Genomic DNA, 15,112 nt, shown 5'->3' with positions numbered 1-15,112 from the left:
CCTACCGACGCAATTCCACACTGGCCGGTGTTGCGGCGATGGCGGAGGGTTGGGCCGGTCCGTTTTCGCCGGCATCGGCCACTTTCGTGCCGGCGGGAGCGAGCGGGCCGGCATTCTTCAGGTTCTCGGCGATCTGTTTCAGGACCCGGGTGGATTCGGTCGAAAGCGAGCGCGGACGGACGAGCGCCGGCAGGGCGGGTTCGCCCTCCTTCTTCGCCACGGCGGTTCCCTTGTGGTCGCCGGTCGGGAGCGGGCCCTTGATGCCGGGGATGGGTTTCAGTTCGATGCCCTGATGGGCATAGTCCATCACGGTCTTGAAGGTCATGGCCGGCAGCGCGCCGCCCGTCATGTCCTTCATCGGCGTGAAGTCGTCGTTGCCGAACCAGACGGCGGTCGTGTAGTTGCCGGTAAACCCGATGAACCAGGCGTCGCGATAGTTCTGCGAGGTGCCGGTCTTGCCGCCCGTGACGATGCCGCCGTCGAGTGCGGCCCGGCGGGCGGTGCCGATCACCGGGATCTGCGTCAGGATGCGGTTCATCGACGACATCGCCTGTTCGGAGAGGACGCGCTTGGCCGGCGGTTCGTCGCGGTTGAAATCGTAGAGCACCTCGCCGCCGTAGCCCAGCACCTGTTCGATGCCGTGGCGGCGCGACTGCATGCCGCCCGCCGGCATGACCGCATAGCCCGTCGCCTGGTCGAGCACGGTCACTTCCGAGGTGCCGAGCGGGATGGTCTTGTCGGTCCTGAGCGGCGTCTCGATGCCCATCGCCTTGGCGGTCTTGGCGATCACCTCGGTACCGAGATAGTCCTTGGCGAGCCGGACGGGCACGGTGTTGAGCGACTGCGCCATCGCCGAAAGCAGCGTCACCTTGCCCTTGTAGGAGCGGCCGTAATTTTGCGGCGACCAGCCGCGCCAGGTGATCGGCGCATCCGAGATGACCGATTCCGGCGTGAAACCGTTCTCCATGGCGGCGGAATAGGTATAGAGCTTGAAGGAGGAGCCCGGCTGGCGCAGCGCCTTGGTGGCGCGGTTGAACTGGCTTTCGCCGTAGTCCCGGCCGCCGACCATGGCGCGCACGGCCCCGCCGTTCTCGATCATGACGAGCGCGCCCTGCTTGACCTTGTAGGCTTCGCCGTATTCGCGCAGGCTCGATTCCATCGCGGCGTCCGCCGCCTGCTGCAGGCCCATGTCGATCGTCGTGCGCACGACCACGGAATGTTCGCGGATCTTGCCGGCGGCGGCGAGCCGCTGCACCTCCTCGAAGGCCCAGTCGAGGAAATAGTCGGGCGCCTTGACATCCGCCCGGTCTACGACGGTGGCCGGGTTGCGGCGCGCCGCGATCACCTGGCCCTCGGTCATCATCCCGCCCTGCACGATGTTGGAGAGGACCTCGTTGGCCCGGCCGCGCGCCGCCGGAAGGTTGACGTGCGGGGCGTATTTCGCCGGCGCCTTGAAGAGGCCGGCGAGCATGGCGGATTCGGCGAGGTTCACTTCCGTGATGTTCTTGCCGAAATAGAACTGCGCCGCCGCCGCCGCCCCGAACGTGCCGGCGCCCATATAGGCCCGGTCGAGATAGAGCGACAGGATCTCCTTCTTGGAGAGGTTCGCCTCCAGCCACACCGCCAGGAAGGCTTCCTTGATCTTGCGCTCGATCGACCGTTCGTTGGTGAGGAAGAGGTTCTTGGCGAGCTGCTGGGTGATGGTCGAGCCGCCCTGCACGACGCCGCCGGCCTTGGCGTTCTCGGTCATGGCGCGGGCAAGCCCGATGAAATCGATGCCGTAATGGTCGAAGAAGCGGCGGTCCTCGGTCGCCAGCACGGCCTTGATCAGATGGTCGGGCAGTTCGTCGATCGGCACGGAATCCTCGTGGATGATGCCGCGGTGGCCGATGACGTTGCCGTACCGGTCGAGGAGGGTGACGGCGAAATCGCCACGGTTTCTCCAGTCCTCCTTGGTTTCCTCGAAGGCGGGAAGGGCAAGCACCAGAAGGGCGACGAAGCCGGCCGTGCCGAGCGTCATGGCTTCGCCGGCAACCTCGAAGGCGGCGCGCTTCCAGCCGCGAACGCGGAACCTGCGGGAAAAGATGGTGATCTCCTCCCATATTTCGCCGAGCTTGAAGCCGAGATTCCAGACGGTGGAGTCGATCCAGGAGTCGATGCGCAGCAGGATGTGGCGCTTCCTGCGCGGCTGCCCCGGAGGCAGCTCTTCGGATGACTTTGGCTCGTCCTGCACCGTGCAATAACCCCCGCCCATTGTGAGATGTGCTTGACGCCGTCCCGCGCAGGGATCAAGAGCATGAGCCTCTCACCGTTATTCAGCAATAGCTGACAAATGGTTGATACGCGATAGCCAAATCGCAACAGGGTAAAGGGCGGCGCGGGCATTTGTTCCACGTTGCCGCAAAAGTGATCCGAAGAATGACCGACGAACCTTTCTGGAAGACGAAACGGCTGGATGAGCTGAGCCAGAGCGAATGGGAAAGCCTCTGCGACGGCTGCGGGCTCTGTTGCCTCAACAAGCTGGAGGACTGGGATACGGGGGAGGTGGCCTTCACCTCCGTCGCCTGCCGACTGCTCGACGGGGAAAGCTGTCGTTGCAGGGACTACGAGAACCGTCAGGCGACGGTGCCGGACTGCATTCAGCTGACGCCGGAGACGGTGGAGGAGATCACCTGGCTGCCGCCCACCTGCGGCTACCGGCTCGTCCGCGACGGCGAGGATCTCTACTGGTGGCATCCGCTCGTTTCCGGCGATCCGGAGACGGTGCACCAGGCCGGCATTTCCGCCCGCGGCCGCACGGTGAGCGAAACGGAGGTCGATGTCGACGATTTCGAGGACTATCTGGTGGAGTGGCCGCTGACGGTCGGCGGCAGGGGGTAACGGGGCATCGGCGAGGCCGCTGCCGATCCGTTCGGTAATATACTGAAACCGGCTGTGATTTCACTTCTACGTAATTTGGCGGATATACCTTGTCCGACACACAGGCTAATCCTGACCTGTGGTCACACCTGCTCGGTGGCATCCGATGACGGCCGAAGGTACATTGACAGATCGCCTTTACGAGGCAGCCCTCGTCCCGGAACTCTGGACCGAGACTTGCGAGCGGCTGGCCCGCGAAGTGAAATCCAGCACCGCGTCGATCTTCACCATCGACCACCAGGGAACCCACCGTTACGTCACGACGCCCAATCTGGCCGAGACGTTCGTGCGGTTTGCCGGAAGCGATCTGCGGTTCAGCAACCTGCGTCCGGAGCGTGCGATGCAGCGGTTTCCCTTCTCCTTCGCGCGCTCGACCGATATTCTCACCGCCGACGAATATGCGCGCGATCCCATCCAGCGGGCATTCATCGAGCCCGCCGGCATGGAATGGGAGGCCGGCTGGGTCTTCCAGGAGCCCACGGGGCATACGGTCGTCATCACCCTGATGCTTGCCAAGGGGCTCGACAATTTCTCGGACGAGCAGCTGGCGCGATTGAACGTCCTGAAGCCGGATATCGCCAGGGCCGCCTACATGTCGTCCAGGCTTGCCTTCAACGAGGCGCGGTCGATGACCGAGACGCTTTCCCTGCTCGGCCTGCCGGCGGCGGTGATCGGCGACAACGGCCGGGTAATCGCCATGAACCCGGAGATCGAGGCCTTGAGCCCCCGCATCCGCACCGGCGCCGAAGACCGGCTCGTACTGGAGGGGGCGGGAGCCGATGCCCTGCTGTACGACGCGATCCAGCGCTACAAGGCGCAGGTCGTGCCGACGGTGCAATCCCTGCCGATGATGTCGCGCCACGGGGCGCCGGCTCTCATCCTGCATCTCCTGCCGATCCGCCGGGCGGCGCGCGACATCTTCTCCCGCTCCATGGCGGTGGTGGCCGTGACCGAGGTGGGCAAGGTCGGCCCGCCGGACATGCGGGTGCTCTGCGGCCTTTTCGACCTGACGCCGGCGGAAGCGCGCGTGGCGCGCGGCATCGCCATGGCCGGAAGGCCGGAGGCGATCGCCGCCTCGCTCGGCATCTCTCTCGAGACCGCCCGCTCGCATCTGAAGCGGATCATGAGCAAGACCGGCACCACCCGCCAAGCGGAGCTGGTGCTCCTGCTTTCGGGACTTTCCGCGCCGACATTCGGGGGTGGCGAGCCAAAAAAAGGCTAACCGCGGCCGCCCCAATCTTCCGTCCGCTTAGGAAAGTAAGGCATCACCTCCGGTTCGGCTGTCGCCCGCCTGAGTTCAAAGATCTGACCGGTTTCGCCGGGCACTTCCAAGGGAACGCCTTCGGAGTTGGCCGCGAGCAGTCCGGTGATCTCTGGTGGCGCGGATCGAACATAGCTCTCGGCGCGATCAAGCGCGGCTTCCAGTTTCCGCCGGATCGCCGGCGCATCATATTCGGCGGGAAGCCCCTTCACGGACTGGTAGTCTTCGGACGCGATGGACAAACCCCTGTGCCGGATTTCATCGACGATCCTGAGGGGGGAATAATGCGGCGGTTTGCCGGCTGCCGCCATCATAAGAGGCCCGAGCGGGCAGAAGCGCTCCTCGATCATGACGAGATCGGCATAATCTCGCGCTTTGCGGCGGGTCGACGCCGCCAGAACCTTGTTGACCGCAAGGTCGGTCTGATGAAGCCTCGCGCCCCACTCGTCGTCGCGGACGAGTGGAAAGAACCGGTGCCTGGATTCGCTCATCCACTGGATGATCGTGCTTTCTCCCCCGCGGGATATGGATGCCTCCACGCAGCCATAGATGAAGACGTCGACGGACACCGTAAAGCCATCTGCGCGCAGGGTCTCGAGGTCTCGTTCCGCGACGGCCCCGATCTCCTCATCCGTGTCCTGAAAGATATCGATGTCGTCTGAAAGGCGCGGCCAATCGCGATTGAGGACGAGACCGCCGGCAAGATAACTGGTTTCCGACCGGTTCTTCGCGATCGAGCCCATGACGTTCTTCTGAAGCGGAGTGAGTGCCACGATCAGCTCCCGAGCTCGGCAAGCATCCGCCGGCCGATGGCGAAAGCGCGGGCATCGCCCCGCTCCATCAGGGCATTGGCGACGACGCGAGATTTCTCTTTGAGATCGGACAGACGGTCGAGGTCGATATTGTCGAGAACCCGCAGTCGATAAAGGCTGAGCGCCTGATCGATGGAGCGCTGAAGCCGCTCCTTCCTCAGCCTGTGCTCGTTTCGCATCCGGGCCGCCTCAGAAAGAATGTCGCCCCGCCTGTCGGCAGGCACGAGAACTTCCACGCGAACGAGATCGGCCGCTCCTCCGCTTCGTCGATATCGCTTGATCCTATCCTGAACCGCCATGCCGGCCTCCTGCGAACAAAGATAGGCGTATCCGGGATACGGATCAATCCCGTCTTCATGCCTCCTCCAAAAAGGCGTAATTGCGAAAACAGCCCGTCCAGCCATCATCGCCGCATTCGGCTGAAAGTCCGGGGCTTCCGCTCATGCCTGAGAAATCTTGAGAACGGCCCTTGACCTTCCCATGATGGGAAGGTCCACATAAGGCGGGAAATGGAGATTTCCGCTTATGAATGAGACCGTAAAACCGATCCGTCCCGCCGAACCTTTCACCGTTCCCGTCGAGGGCATGACCTGCGCCTCCTGCGTGCGCCGCGTGGAAAACGCCGCCGCCAAGGTGCCGGGCGTCGACAGGAGCGCCGTCAATTTCGCGACGAAGAAGCTGACCGTCGAATCCGCTGAAGGCTTTTCGCCGGAGGCTCTCGAAAAGGCGATCAGCAAGGTCGGCTACGAAATCCCGCCCGCCGCCATGGCCCATGCCCTCCGCGAGGCCGGCATGCTGCCGGAGGCCGCGGAGCACGCCGGGCATCGGCACCATCACGACCATGCGCAACACGCCGTCCATGACGTAGATGCGCATTCGGGTCATGCCGGGATGGACGGCGATCACGCTGCACATCAGCACGAGGGACATGCCGGCGGGCATGACCATATGCACATGCATTCGGGCGAGGAGGGCGCTCTGAAGCGCGATCTCGGCCTCGCCTTCGTGCTCACGCTGCCGCTCTTCGTGCTGGAAATGGGGAGCCATTTCTACGATCCCTTCCATCACTGGCTGATGGGCGTGATCGACACGCAGAACCTCTATTACCTCTATTTCGTGCTGGCGACCGTGGTGATCTTCGGACCCGGCTTCCGGTTCCTGAAGATCGGGCTTCCCGCGCTTCTGCGCGGCGCGCCGGAAATGAATTCGCTGGTAGCGGTCGGCGTGCTGGCGGCCTACGGCTATTCTCTGGTGACGACGTTCGCGCCGCAATTGCTGCCGGAAAGCGCCCGTTTCGTCTATTACGAGGCGGCGACGGTGATCGTCACGCTGATCCTGTTCGGCCGGCTTCTGGAAGCCCGCGCCACGGGCCGTACCGGCGAGGCGATCGAGAAGCTCGCGGGCCTGCAGGCCAAGACCGCCCGCGTCGAGCGCGACGGCAAGGTTCTGGATGTCCCGGCGGGCGACGTCGTCGCGGGCGATATCGTGGTGATCCGGCCGGGTGAGCGCATTCCGGTGGACGGCACGGTGATCGATGGCCAGTCGAACGTGGACGAATCGATGATATCGGGCGAGCCGCTGCCGGTGGAAAAGGCGGCGGGCGCCACCGTGGTCGGCGGCACGATCAACAAGACCGGCGCCTTCCGTTTCCGTGCCGACAAGGTCGGCCGCGACACGATGCTGGCGAGCATCATCCGCATGGTCGAGCAGGCGCAGGGGGCGAAGCTGCCGATCCAGACGCTGGTCGACCGGATCACCGCCTGGTTCGTGCCCGCCGTGATCGGGCTGGCGGCCGTCACCTTCGCGGTCTGGTTCTTCATCGGGCCGGAACCGGCGCTCACCCATGCGCTGGTCAATGCGGTGGCGGTGCTGATCATCGCCTGCCCCTGCGCCATGGGACTTGCGGTGCCGACCTCGATCGTCGTCGGCGGCGGCCGCGCGGCGGAGCTCGGCGTGCTCTTCCGCAAGGGCGAGGCGCTGCAGGAGCTGCGCAATGTCGGGCTGATCGTGCTCGACAAGACCGGAACGGTCACCAAGGGCCGGCCGGAACTGACCGATCTCGTGGCCGCCGAAGGTTTTGCCGGGGACGAGGTGCTGAGGCTGGTGGCGGCCGTCGAGGCGCAATCGGAACACCCGATCGCGGACGCCGTCGTCAAGGCGGCGGAGGCAAAGGGCATCGCCGTGCCGAAGGCGGAAGGGTTCGAAGCCGTGACCGGCTACGGCATCCGGGCCGAGGTGGAAGGACGTGCGATTGCGGTCGGCGCCGACCGGTTCATGGAGAAGCTGGGGCTTTCGGTGGAGGCCTTCGCCGAAGCCGCGGCAAGGCTGGCAGACGAGGGCAAGACGCCGCTCTATGCCGCAGTCGACGGCAAGGTGGCGGCGGCGATCGCGGTTGCCGATCCGCTGAAGCCTTCGAGCCGCGCTGCGATCAGGGCGCTCAAGGACATGGGCGTCGAAGTGGCCATGGTGACCGGCGACAACCGCCGCACGGCCGAAGCCATCGCCCGGCAGGTCGGCATCGACAAGGTGGTGGCCGAGGTATTGCCGGAGGGCAAGGTCAGGGCGGTAAGGGAGTTGCGTATGGGCAACGCCGAGATATTGCACGAAGGACAGCACGGCACACTCCCGGTGATCTCCCCCCTTGAGGGGGAGATGTCGGCGAAGCCGACAGAGGGGGGTAAAGACGGTTCGGCCGGCGAAGACGCTAATGATGTGCCCGCGCAGCACCCCCCTCTGCCCTGCCGGGCATCTCCCCCTCAAGGGGGGAGATCGGCCGGTGGCAGCGCATCCGCTTTTCGAACTGTTGCCTTCGTCGGCGACGGTATCAACGATGCGCCGGCGCTGGCGGAGGCCGATATCGGCATTGCCATCGGCACCGGCACCGACGTGGCGATCGAGAGCGCCGATGTGGTCCTGGTCGGCGGGGAACTCACCGGCGCCGTCTCGGCGGTATCGATGAGCCGCGCGACGATGAGAAATATCAAGGAGAACCTGTTCTGGGCCTTCGGCTACAACGTGGCGCTGATCCCGGTTGCCGCCGGAGCGCTCTATCCGGCCTTCGGCTGGCTGCTGTCGCCGATGATCGCGGCCGGTGCCATGGCGCTGTCGAGCGTCTTCGTGCTCGGCAACGCGTTGAGGCTGAAGACCGTCAAGATTGGAGAGACAAGATGAACATAGGCCAGGCATCCGAAGCCTCCGGCGTATCCGCCAAGATGATCCGCTACTATGAGGAGATCGGGCTGATCCGGCCGATGGGCCGCACCGGCAACAATTACCGGGTCTATGGCGAGGACGAGGTGCATATCCTGCGCTTCATCCGGCGGGCGCGCTCGCTGGGCTTCTCGCTGGAGGAGACCGAGACGCTTCTGAAGCTCTGGCAGGACCGGAGCCGCGAGAGCGCCGCGGTCAAGGAGGTGGCGACCGCCCATATCGTCGATCTCGAACGCCGCATTGCCGAGATGCAGGGCATGGTGAAGACCTTGAAGCACCTCGCCGACTGCTGCGGCGGCGACCACCGGCCGAACTGCCCGATCCTCGATGATCTAGCGGGCGATAGCTCCGCAAAGGGCGATAGCTCCGCAGAGGGTGAGGCGTCGCGGTCGGCGGGGAAAACGAAACTGCATGCTTGATGCTTAAGGTGAAGGTGAGCGGGAAGGAAAGCGGAGCGGCATACCGATCTCCCCCCTTGAGGGGGAGATGCCCGGCAGGGCAGAGGGGGGTGTCGCCTCGATACCTCCCGGCCTCGTCGTCTGCAGCGCCGCCGCCACCCCCTCTGTCGCTTCGCGACATCTCCCCCTCGAGGGGGAGATCGACGGGAATGTGCCGCAGTGGTCCACTCCCCTTTGACCTTCTTCCGGCAGCAGCTTGCCTGTCCGAGGCCGCAGCGCGCTCCCCTTCTCCCCGGCGGGGAGAAGGTGCCGGCAGGCGGATGAGGGGGGGCGAAGCCAAACCGGCGGGCGAAGAGTTTGCCGTATGCGCACCCCCTCATCGCCTCGCTTTGCTCGGCACTTCTCCCCGCTGGGGAGAAGTGGGAGCAAGCAGAACCCGCTTGGTTCCCCATGTGCGTTTGTCCCGCCGTTAACGGGGAGATCCGTCCTTCGACACACCAAGGGCCAGAGGGGGAGTTTCCATATACCCACTTGACCTTCCCCCTGTTGGAAGGTGCAGAAGACATTCATCGAAAAGGAGAACCTTAAATGACGACGATTTTCACCGTGCCGGACATGACCTGCGGCCATTGCGAAAAGACGGTGCGCGGCGCGCTCGCCGACGCGCTGCCGGGTGCCGCCGTGGCGATCGATCTGACGGCGCAGACGGTGACGGTGGAGGGCGATGCGGCGAAGGCCGAGGACGCGATCCGGGAGGCAGGATACAGCCCGGAAAGGGCTGCGGGCTGAAATCGGCGCATGACGCTATTTAGATCATGACGCTATTCAGGTCATGACGCTATTCAGGTCGTGCTTCAATGGATGTTCGGAAAGCCGGGCCGGGATGTCATCGGCGTAAAACCAGGCGGTTCCGCAACCCATTGAAGTGAAACGATCTTATTTTCATCTCCCTTTCTTGACCTCAACGGCGCTTGAGGTTGTAGCGTGGCCGCCGACAGTGAGAACGGGAAAGGGCGTGGCGTGCTGCAGGACGTGAATGTGGGGTGGTCGAGGCTTCTGAAGGGCCGCGACGGGGCGATGCTCGGGCTGATTTCGGCGGGTATCGGGCTGCATGCCTTCAACCAGTTCGCGATCGTCGCGGCACTTCCGCCGGCGGCGGCGGAGATCGGCGGCACCGCCTATTTCAGCTGGGCCTACAGCCTCTATTTCATGGGCTCGATCGCCGGCGGCACCGGGGCGGCGGCGCTGCGCGACCGGTTCGGCGCCCGTGCGAGCCTGGTGTTCTCGACGCTTCTCTTCGCGGCGGGCGGGCTGCTGGCGCTGGGGGCGCCCGCCTTCTCCTGGATCATGGCCGGACGCCTGCTGCAGGGCGTTGCCGACGGGCTGATCGTGGCGATCTGCTACAGCCTGATCCCGGCGAATTTCCCCTCCGCGCTGATCGCCCGCGTTTTTGCCGTGGAGGCGATCGTCTGGGCGGTCGCGGCGATCGCCGGGCCGCTCGCCGGCGGGTATCTGACCGAGGCTTTCTCCTGGCGGGCGTCCTTCCTGGCGGTGGCGCCCTTCGTCCTGCTGCTGCCGGTCCTGGCGCTTGCCGCAAGGCCGCGGGTGACCGAAGCCGCACCCGTGCCGCTGTCGTCGGCGACGATCGCGCTCTGCCTCGCCGCCTCCTTCGTGCTGTCGCTGTCCTCGGTCGCGACCGGCGGTGCGATGCAAGCCGCGGCGATCGCGGCGGGAGCGGCACTTTTCCTGGCGGTGCTGAAGCTCGACGGGAAGATCGGCCCGAAACTGTTTCCGGCGGGCGCCTTCCGGCTCGGCTCGGTGCTGGGGCACGGGTTCTGGGTGCTGTTCCTGATGTCCGCCAGCCATTCGGTCGGCAGCGTCTACCTGGCGCTGATGATCGGCGCCGTCTTCGATTTCCGGCCTGCCGTGGTCGGCTATGTGGTCGTCATCATGGCGCTCACCTGGAGCGCGGTCGCCGTGCTCGCGAGCCGGGTGGTGGCGCCGGCACCCCGGCATATGTGGATGCGCAGCGGGGCGCTGTTCCAGCTTGCCGGTTTCCTGGCGCTCGGCACCGCGTTCGCGACCGGTTCCGTCACCCTGCTAGTTCTCGGCCAGGTGGCGGTCGGCACCGGTTTCGGAACCGCCTGGGCGAGCGTCAACCAGGCGGCGATGGAGGCGGCCGGCCGCGCCGAGCGGGACCTGACCAGTGCGCTCCTGCCGACCATCTCGACCGCCGGCTATGCGATCGGTGCGGGGATTTCCGGCATGATCGCCACCGCCACCGGGCTGGTCGCGGCGCTCGAAAACGGCGGGGCCGGCGGGCCGGCATTCTGGCTTTACGGCACGGCGGCGGCGGGGGCCGCGGTAACCTTCCTGCTCGGCTTCGGCGTGCGGCTGAAGGAGGCTTGAGCCGCGCAACAAAAGCGCATTTGGCTTGTTCGGCGGGGGAGATTCCCCATATTGGGGAAGGCCGGTCCGGTCCGAAGGAGTCCTTTTCCCGTGTTCCAGTTCGACAATTCCTATGCCCGCCTGCCGGACAGGTTTTTCGCCTCGGTCTATCCCGAACCGGTCGAGGGGCCGAAATTATTGAAGTTCAACGAGGAACTGGCCGTGGAACTGGGCATCGAGGCGGATTTTTCCGACCCCGCGCGGCTTGCGGCGATCCTTGCCGGCAATGTCGTGCCGCCCGGCGCCGAGCCGATCGCCATGGCCTATGCGGGGCATCAGTTCGGCAATTTCGTGCCACAGCTCGGCGACGGGCGGGCAATCCTGCTCGGCGAGGTGGTCGACCGGAATGGACGGCGCCGCGACATCCAGCTGAAAGGCGCGGGACCGACGCCCTTTTCCCGCCGCGGCGACGGGCGCGCGGCACTCGGGCCGGTGCTGAGGGAATATATCGTTTCGGAGGCATTCGCCGCGCTAGGGCTTCCGGCGACGCGCGCGCTAGCGGCCGTCGCGACCGGCGAGCCGGTCCGTCGCGAGCGCATGGAACAGGGCGCCGTCTTCGTGCGCGTCGCGGCGAGCCATGTCCGGGTCGGCACGTTCCAGTTCTTCGCCGCGCGGGGCGACAACGAAGGCGTGAAAACGCTCGCCGATTACGTGATCGAACGGCACTATCCGGAGCTGAAGACGGCGGAAAACCCTTACTCTTCGCTGCTGAGGGCCGTGGCGTTCCGGCAGGCGGATCTGATCGCCCGATGGATGGGCGTCGGCTTCATCCACGGCGTGATGAACACCGACAACATGACGATCTCCGGCGAGACGATCGATTTCGGCCCCTGCGCCTTCCTCGATGAATATAATCCTATGAAGGTCTTCTCCTCGATCGACCAGGCGGGCCGCTATGCCTATCGCAACCAGCCGGGCATCGGCCAGTGGAACATCGCGCGGCTGGCGGAATGCCTTCTGCCGCTGCTCGACGAGGATCAGGACAGGGCCGTGGATGCGGCGAATGCCGTCCTGAAGGAGTTCGGCGAGCGGTTCCAGCGCGAGTGGCTCGGCGTTTTCGCAAAGAAGATCGGGCTCTTTTCCGAAGCCGACGGCGACGAGGGACTCATCCAGGCGCTGCTGGCCGCCATGCATGAGGGGGAAGCGGATTTCACGCTCGCCTTCCGGTGGCTCGCCGATGCGGCGGAGGGCAGGGACGAGGCGTTCCTCGCCTGTTTCGCCGCTCCGGAAAAGGCGCGGGACTGGCTCGGCGCCTGGCGGGAGAGGCTGGCGGGAGAGGCGCGATCGGGCGAAGAGCGTGCGGCGGCCATGCGGGCCGTCAATCCGGCCGTCATCCCCCGCAACCACCGGGTGGAGGAGGCGCTTTCGGCCGCCAACTACAACGATTTCAGCTTCTTCGAACGGCTGCTGGAGGCGCTGGAAAACCCCTATGAGGAACGGCCGGAATTCGCCGACCTGATGGTCCCGCCGAAACCGGAGGAGCGGGTTTCGATGACGTTCTGCGGGACGTGAGTGCTGTTCAAGCATCGGAATGCCCCTCATCCGCCCTGCCGGGCACCTTCTCCCGCAGGCGGGGAGAAGGAAATATGCCGCCCCTTTCGCAGGTGCGGCGTTGGATACGGCACGTCCCCTCTCCCCGCCTGCGGGGAGAGGGTGAGGGGCAAATTGGAGAGGCGATGAGCAGCGCCTTCATAAAAATCCGCCAAATAGGAAAATAATCCTTGACGGCGTGACGGTGGTTTGATAGGGTTCTGCCACAGTCGAAGAATTGCGCCGGCGGGCAGCCTTCAAGGGGCTGGCGGCGCAAGGCTTCCAGTCATCGGCCCGGTTCTCCAAACCGGGCCTTTTTTATCTCTGCAATCGGCATCGGGGCGTCAGGCGGCCGGAAACGGGCGCGGCGCGATGCCGTGTGCGCCGAAGACGCGCGCCGGAGACACAGCTATGGAAACCGGCCATGGATGAATTCGAGACTTTCGATCCCGCGCTCTTCGGGCTCTGGGCGGAACGGCCCGTCTATGGCGAAGGGCCGGCGATGGACGATGCGGCGCTGGCGGACGAGGTACGCGGCGTGCTGCTGGAGACCAAGTCGGCGGAGGGTGCCATCCCGCCCGCCGAGGAATTGCGCGGCCTGCTCAATGAGATGACGGTCGAGATGCGCGACCAGTTCGCCACCTTCCGGCGCATGCGGGCCTTGGCCGGGAAGGCGCTCACGGACGGCGACGAGGCGGCGCAGAAACTGGCGCGTGCCGATATGAAGGCCGCGACCGACGCCATGTCGCTGATCGTCCGCACGCTCGAAAAGGTCGACGGCCTCCAGCGCCAGCTCGCCCGCGACCGGGAGCTGGAAGCGGAGCGCGCGGCGGACGAGGGCGGATATGAGGAGGCGAAGGCCCGCTTCATGAAACTGATCGAGGAGCGCGCCAATGAAAATGCCGTCCGCCTTTACGAGGCATGGAAACGCGATGGGCCGCCGCCATCGGTCACCGAGCTACTTGAACGCAAAGCCTCCAAGCCGCCGGACTCAACGGTTGGCGCAGGAGAAGACAGCGGCCAAGGCATTGGCGGCTTCGACCAAACTCCGGCAAGGGATACAGCAGATACGTGAGGAAAAGGCAGCAGTCTCTGCGGAGATCGAAGTTCTCAGTGAGCTGATTGGCGGCGCAGCAAGGTCACCCGGCAACGATCAGCCATCCGTTGCGGGGGAGATGTCACACGAGGTGAAAGAGGTGGATGGCCATCGAGCGGTAAAACCGATCATCGATGAAGAGGTCGGGGTGACACCCCCCTCTGCCCTGCCGGGCATCTCCCCCTCAAGGGGGGAGATCGATCTACCGCCCGGTCCCGCTTCCATATGCAATCGACCTCCGGAGCAGGAGGGGCAGATTGTTGATCTCGCTGGCTTCACGCTCGATCATGAGCGCGATTGGGATTTCAAAGGCCGCCCGGAACAAAAACCTCCGGCGGGCGACTGGCGGACCTGGCTGATCATGGGCGGACGCGGCTCCGGCAAGACGAGGGCCGGGGCAGAGTGGGTGCATGCGCTGGCCTCGGCCGGCGAGCGGTCCGCTCTCCGGATCGCGCTGGTGGCGGAAACGCTGGGCGACGCCCGCGAGGTGATGATCGACGGCGTTTCCGGCATCTGCCGGATCGCGCGCTCGAAGCGGCCGGATTTCGAGATATCGCGGCGCCGCCTCGTCTGGTCGAACGGCGCGGTGGCGCAGATCTTTTCCTCCGAGGACCCGGAGGCGTTGCGCGGGCCGCAATTCCATTTCGCCTGGTGCGACGAGCTCGCCAAGTGGAAACATGCCGAAGAGACATTCGACATGCTGCAGTTCGGGCTGAGGCTCGGCGCCGATCCGCGCCAGCTGGTGACCACCACGCCGCGGCCGGTGCCGGTTTTGAAGCGGCTGATCGCCGATCCGGGAACGCGGCTTGCGAGGATTTCGACCGAGGCGAATGCCGGCAACCTGGCACCGGGTTTCATCCAGGCGCTGGAGGCGCGCTACGGCGGCACGCGGCTCGGGCGGCAGGAAATCGCCGGCGAGCTGATCGAGGACCGCGAGGATGCGCTCTGGAAACGCGCCGACCTGGAGGCCTGCAGGATCGGCTTTCATGGCGGATATCCGGGAGGACGGTTCACCGGGGCGCTGAGGCGCATCGTGGTGGCGGTCGATCCGCCGTCCGGTTCCGGCGAGGGGTCGTGCTGCGGCGTCGTCGTGGCCGGCCTGGAGACGGGCGGCAGGGCGGTGGTGCTGGCGGATTGTTCGGTGGAAGGGGCAAGCCCGGCGGGCTGGGCGCATGCCGTGACGAAGGCTTATGCGCGCTTCCAGGCGGACCGGGTGGTGGCGGAGGTGAACCAGGGCGGCGAGATGGTGACGGCGATGCTGAGAAGCGTCGATGCGGGCCTGCCGGTGACGATGGTGAGGGCGACGCGGGGGAAATTCCTGCGCGCCGAACCGGTCGCGGCGCTCTACGAGCAGGGGCGGGTCGCCCATGCCGGGCGCTTCGCCGATCTGGAGGACCAGATGTGCGAAAGTATCGCCAAGCGGAAAAGATAAGCCTCC

General features: G+C 65.5%; 12 protein-coding genes. 9 read left to right on the top strand and 3 right to left on the bottom strand.

Translation table 11 applies throughout. From position 1 onward, the window contains the following. Position 1: 1 nt before the first annotated feature. The gene (locus tag QTA58_RS02595) at positions 2–2,233 is read right to left on the bottom strand and encodes a transglycosylase domain-containing protein (protein ID WP_289671607.1); all 2,232 of its coding nucleotides are present in this window, start codon (positions 2,231–2,233) and stop codon (positions 2–4) included. Between the two features lie 185 nt (positions 2,234–2,418). Between QTA58_RS02595 and QTA58_RS02590 the strand changes: the two genes are divergently transcribed. Then, entirely contained in the window at positions 2,419–2,880 is a 462-nt protein-coding gene (locus tag QTA58_RS02590) for a YcgN family cysteine cluster protein (protein WP_289671606.1), read from the top strand. Positions 2,881–3,043: 163 nt separating this feature from the next. Beyond that, positions 3,044–4,141 carry a helix-turn-helix transcriptional regulator gene (locus QTA58_RS02585; protein WP_289671605.1) on the top strand — a complete coding sequence of 366 codons (1,098 nt, stop codon included), beginning with the start codon at positions 3,044–3,046 and terminating at the stop codon, positions 4,139–4,141. Here the strand turns inward: QTA58_RS02585 and QTA58_RS02580 are convergent. Both QTA58_RS02580 and QTA58_RS02575 read right to left on the bottom strand, forming a co-directional pair. Next, positions 4,138–4,953 carry a hypothetical protein gene (locus tag QTA58_RS02580; RefSeq protein WP_289671604.1) on the bottom strand — a complete coding sequence of 272 codons (816 nt, stop codon included), beginning with the start codon at positions 4,951–4,953 and terminating at the stop codon, positions 4,138–4,140. The two genes, QTA58_RS02585 and QTA58_RS02580, sit on opposite strands and share 4 nt — an antisense overlap. A gap of 2 nt (positions 4,954–4,955) precedes the next feature. Then, entirely contained in the window at positions 4,956–5,291 is a 336-nt protein-coding gene (locus tag QTA58_RS02575) for a hypothetical protein (protein ID WP_289671603.1), read from the bottom strand. Positions 5,292–5,517: 226 nt separating this feature from the next. Here QTA58_RS02575 and QTA58_RS02570 point away from each other — a divergent pair, with 226 nt between their 5' ends. The 7 genes from QTA58_RS02570 (at position 5,518) to QTA58_RS02540 (ending at position 15,106) form a co-directional block, all read left to right on the top strand. Further along, on the top strand, positions 5,518–8,163 hold the full coding sequence (locus QTA58_RS02570) for a heavy metal translocating P-type ATPase (protein ID WP_289671602.1): 2,646 nt from the start codon (positions 5,518–5,520) through the stop codon (positions 8,161–8,163). After that, positions 8,160–8,621: a Cu(I)-responsive transcriptional regulator gene (gene cueR / locus QTA58_RS02565; protein ID WP_289671601.1), complete on the top strand. Its 462-nt coding sequence runs from the start codon at positions 8,160–8,162 to the stop codon at positions 8,619–8,621. The genes QTA58_RS02570 and cueR overlap by 4 nt, the downstream gene beginning before the upstream one ends. Before the next feature lie 567 nt (positions 8,622–9,188). Next, complete coding sequence (locus tag QTA58_RS02560; RefSeq protein WP_289671600.1) at positions 9,189–9,389, top strand: heavy-metal-associated domain-containing protein; 201 nt, start codon at positions 9,189–9,191, stop codon at positions 9,387–9,389. Between the two features lie 195 nt (positions 9,390–9,584). After that, positions 9,585–11,009 carry an MFS transporter gene (locus QTA58_RS02555; RefSeq protein ID WP_289671599.1) on the top strand — a complete coding sequence of 475 codons (1,425 nt, stop codon included), beginning with the start codon at positions 9,585–9,587 and terminating at the stop codon, positions 11,007–11,009. A 90-nt stretch (positions 11,010–11,099) separates the two neighbouring features. Continuing rightward, entirely contained in the window at positions 11,100–12,560 is a 1,461-nt protein-coding gene (locus QTA58_RS02550; RefSeq protein WP_289671598.1) for a YdiU family protein, read from the top strand. Between the two features lie 442 nt (positions 12,561–13,002). Further along, positions 13,003–13,653 carry a hypothetical protein gene (locus tag QTA58_RS02545; protein ID WP_289671597.1) on the top strand — a complete coding sequence of 217 codons (651 nt, stop codon included), beginning with the start codon at positions 13,003–13,005 and terminating at the stop codon, positions 13,651–13,653. Between the two features lie 277 nt (positions 13,654–13,930). Then, entirely contained in the window at positions 13,931–15,106 is a 1,176-nt protein-coding gene (locus tag QTA58_RS02540; protein ID WP_289673344.1) for a terminase family protein, read from the top strand. Positions 15,107–15,112: the final 6 nt, after the last annotated feature.

This window comes from Neorhizobium sp. CSC1952, assembly GCF_030378245.1.
Taxonomy (GTDB): domain Bacteria; phylum Pseudomonadota; class Alphaproteobacteria; order Rhizobiales; family Rhizobiaceae; genus Neorhizobium; species Neorhizobium oryzae_A.
Note: the sequence above shows the minus strand (reverse complement) of the source record. Positions and strands in the feature narration are given on the sequence as shown.

Bases quoted from the DNA above. Each gene is read 5' to 3' on its own strand.
- QTA58_RS02590 (WP_289671606.1), top strand. From the start codon at position 2,419: ATGACCGACGAACCTTTCTGGAAGACGAAACGGCTGGATGAGCTGAGC.
- QTA58_RS02575 (WP_289671603.1), bottom strand. From the start codon at position 5,291: ATGGCGGTTCAGGATAGGATCAAGCGATATCGACGAAGCGGAGGAGCG.
- QTA58_RS02570 (WP_289671602.1), top strand. From the start codon at position 5,518: ATGAATGAGACCGTAAAACCGATCCGTCCCGCCGAACCTTTCACCGTT.
- cueR (WP_289671601.1), top strand. From the start codon at position 8,160: ATGAACATAGGCCAGGCATCCGAAGCCTCCGGCGTATCCGCCAAGATG.
- QTA58_RS02560 (WP_289671600.1), top strand. From the start codon at position 9,189: ATGACGACGATTTTCACCGTGCCGGACATGACCTGCGGCCATTGCGAA.
- QTA58_RS02545 (WP_289671597.1), top strand. From the start codon at position 13,003: ATGGATGAATTCGAGACTTTCGATCCCGCGCTCTTCGGGCTCTGGGCG.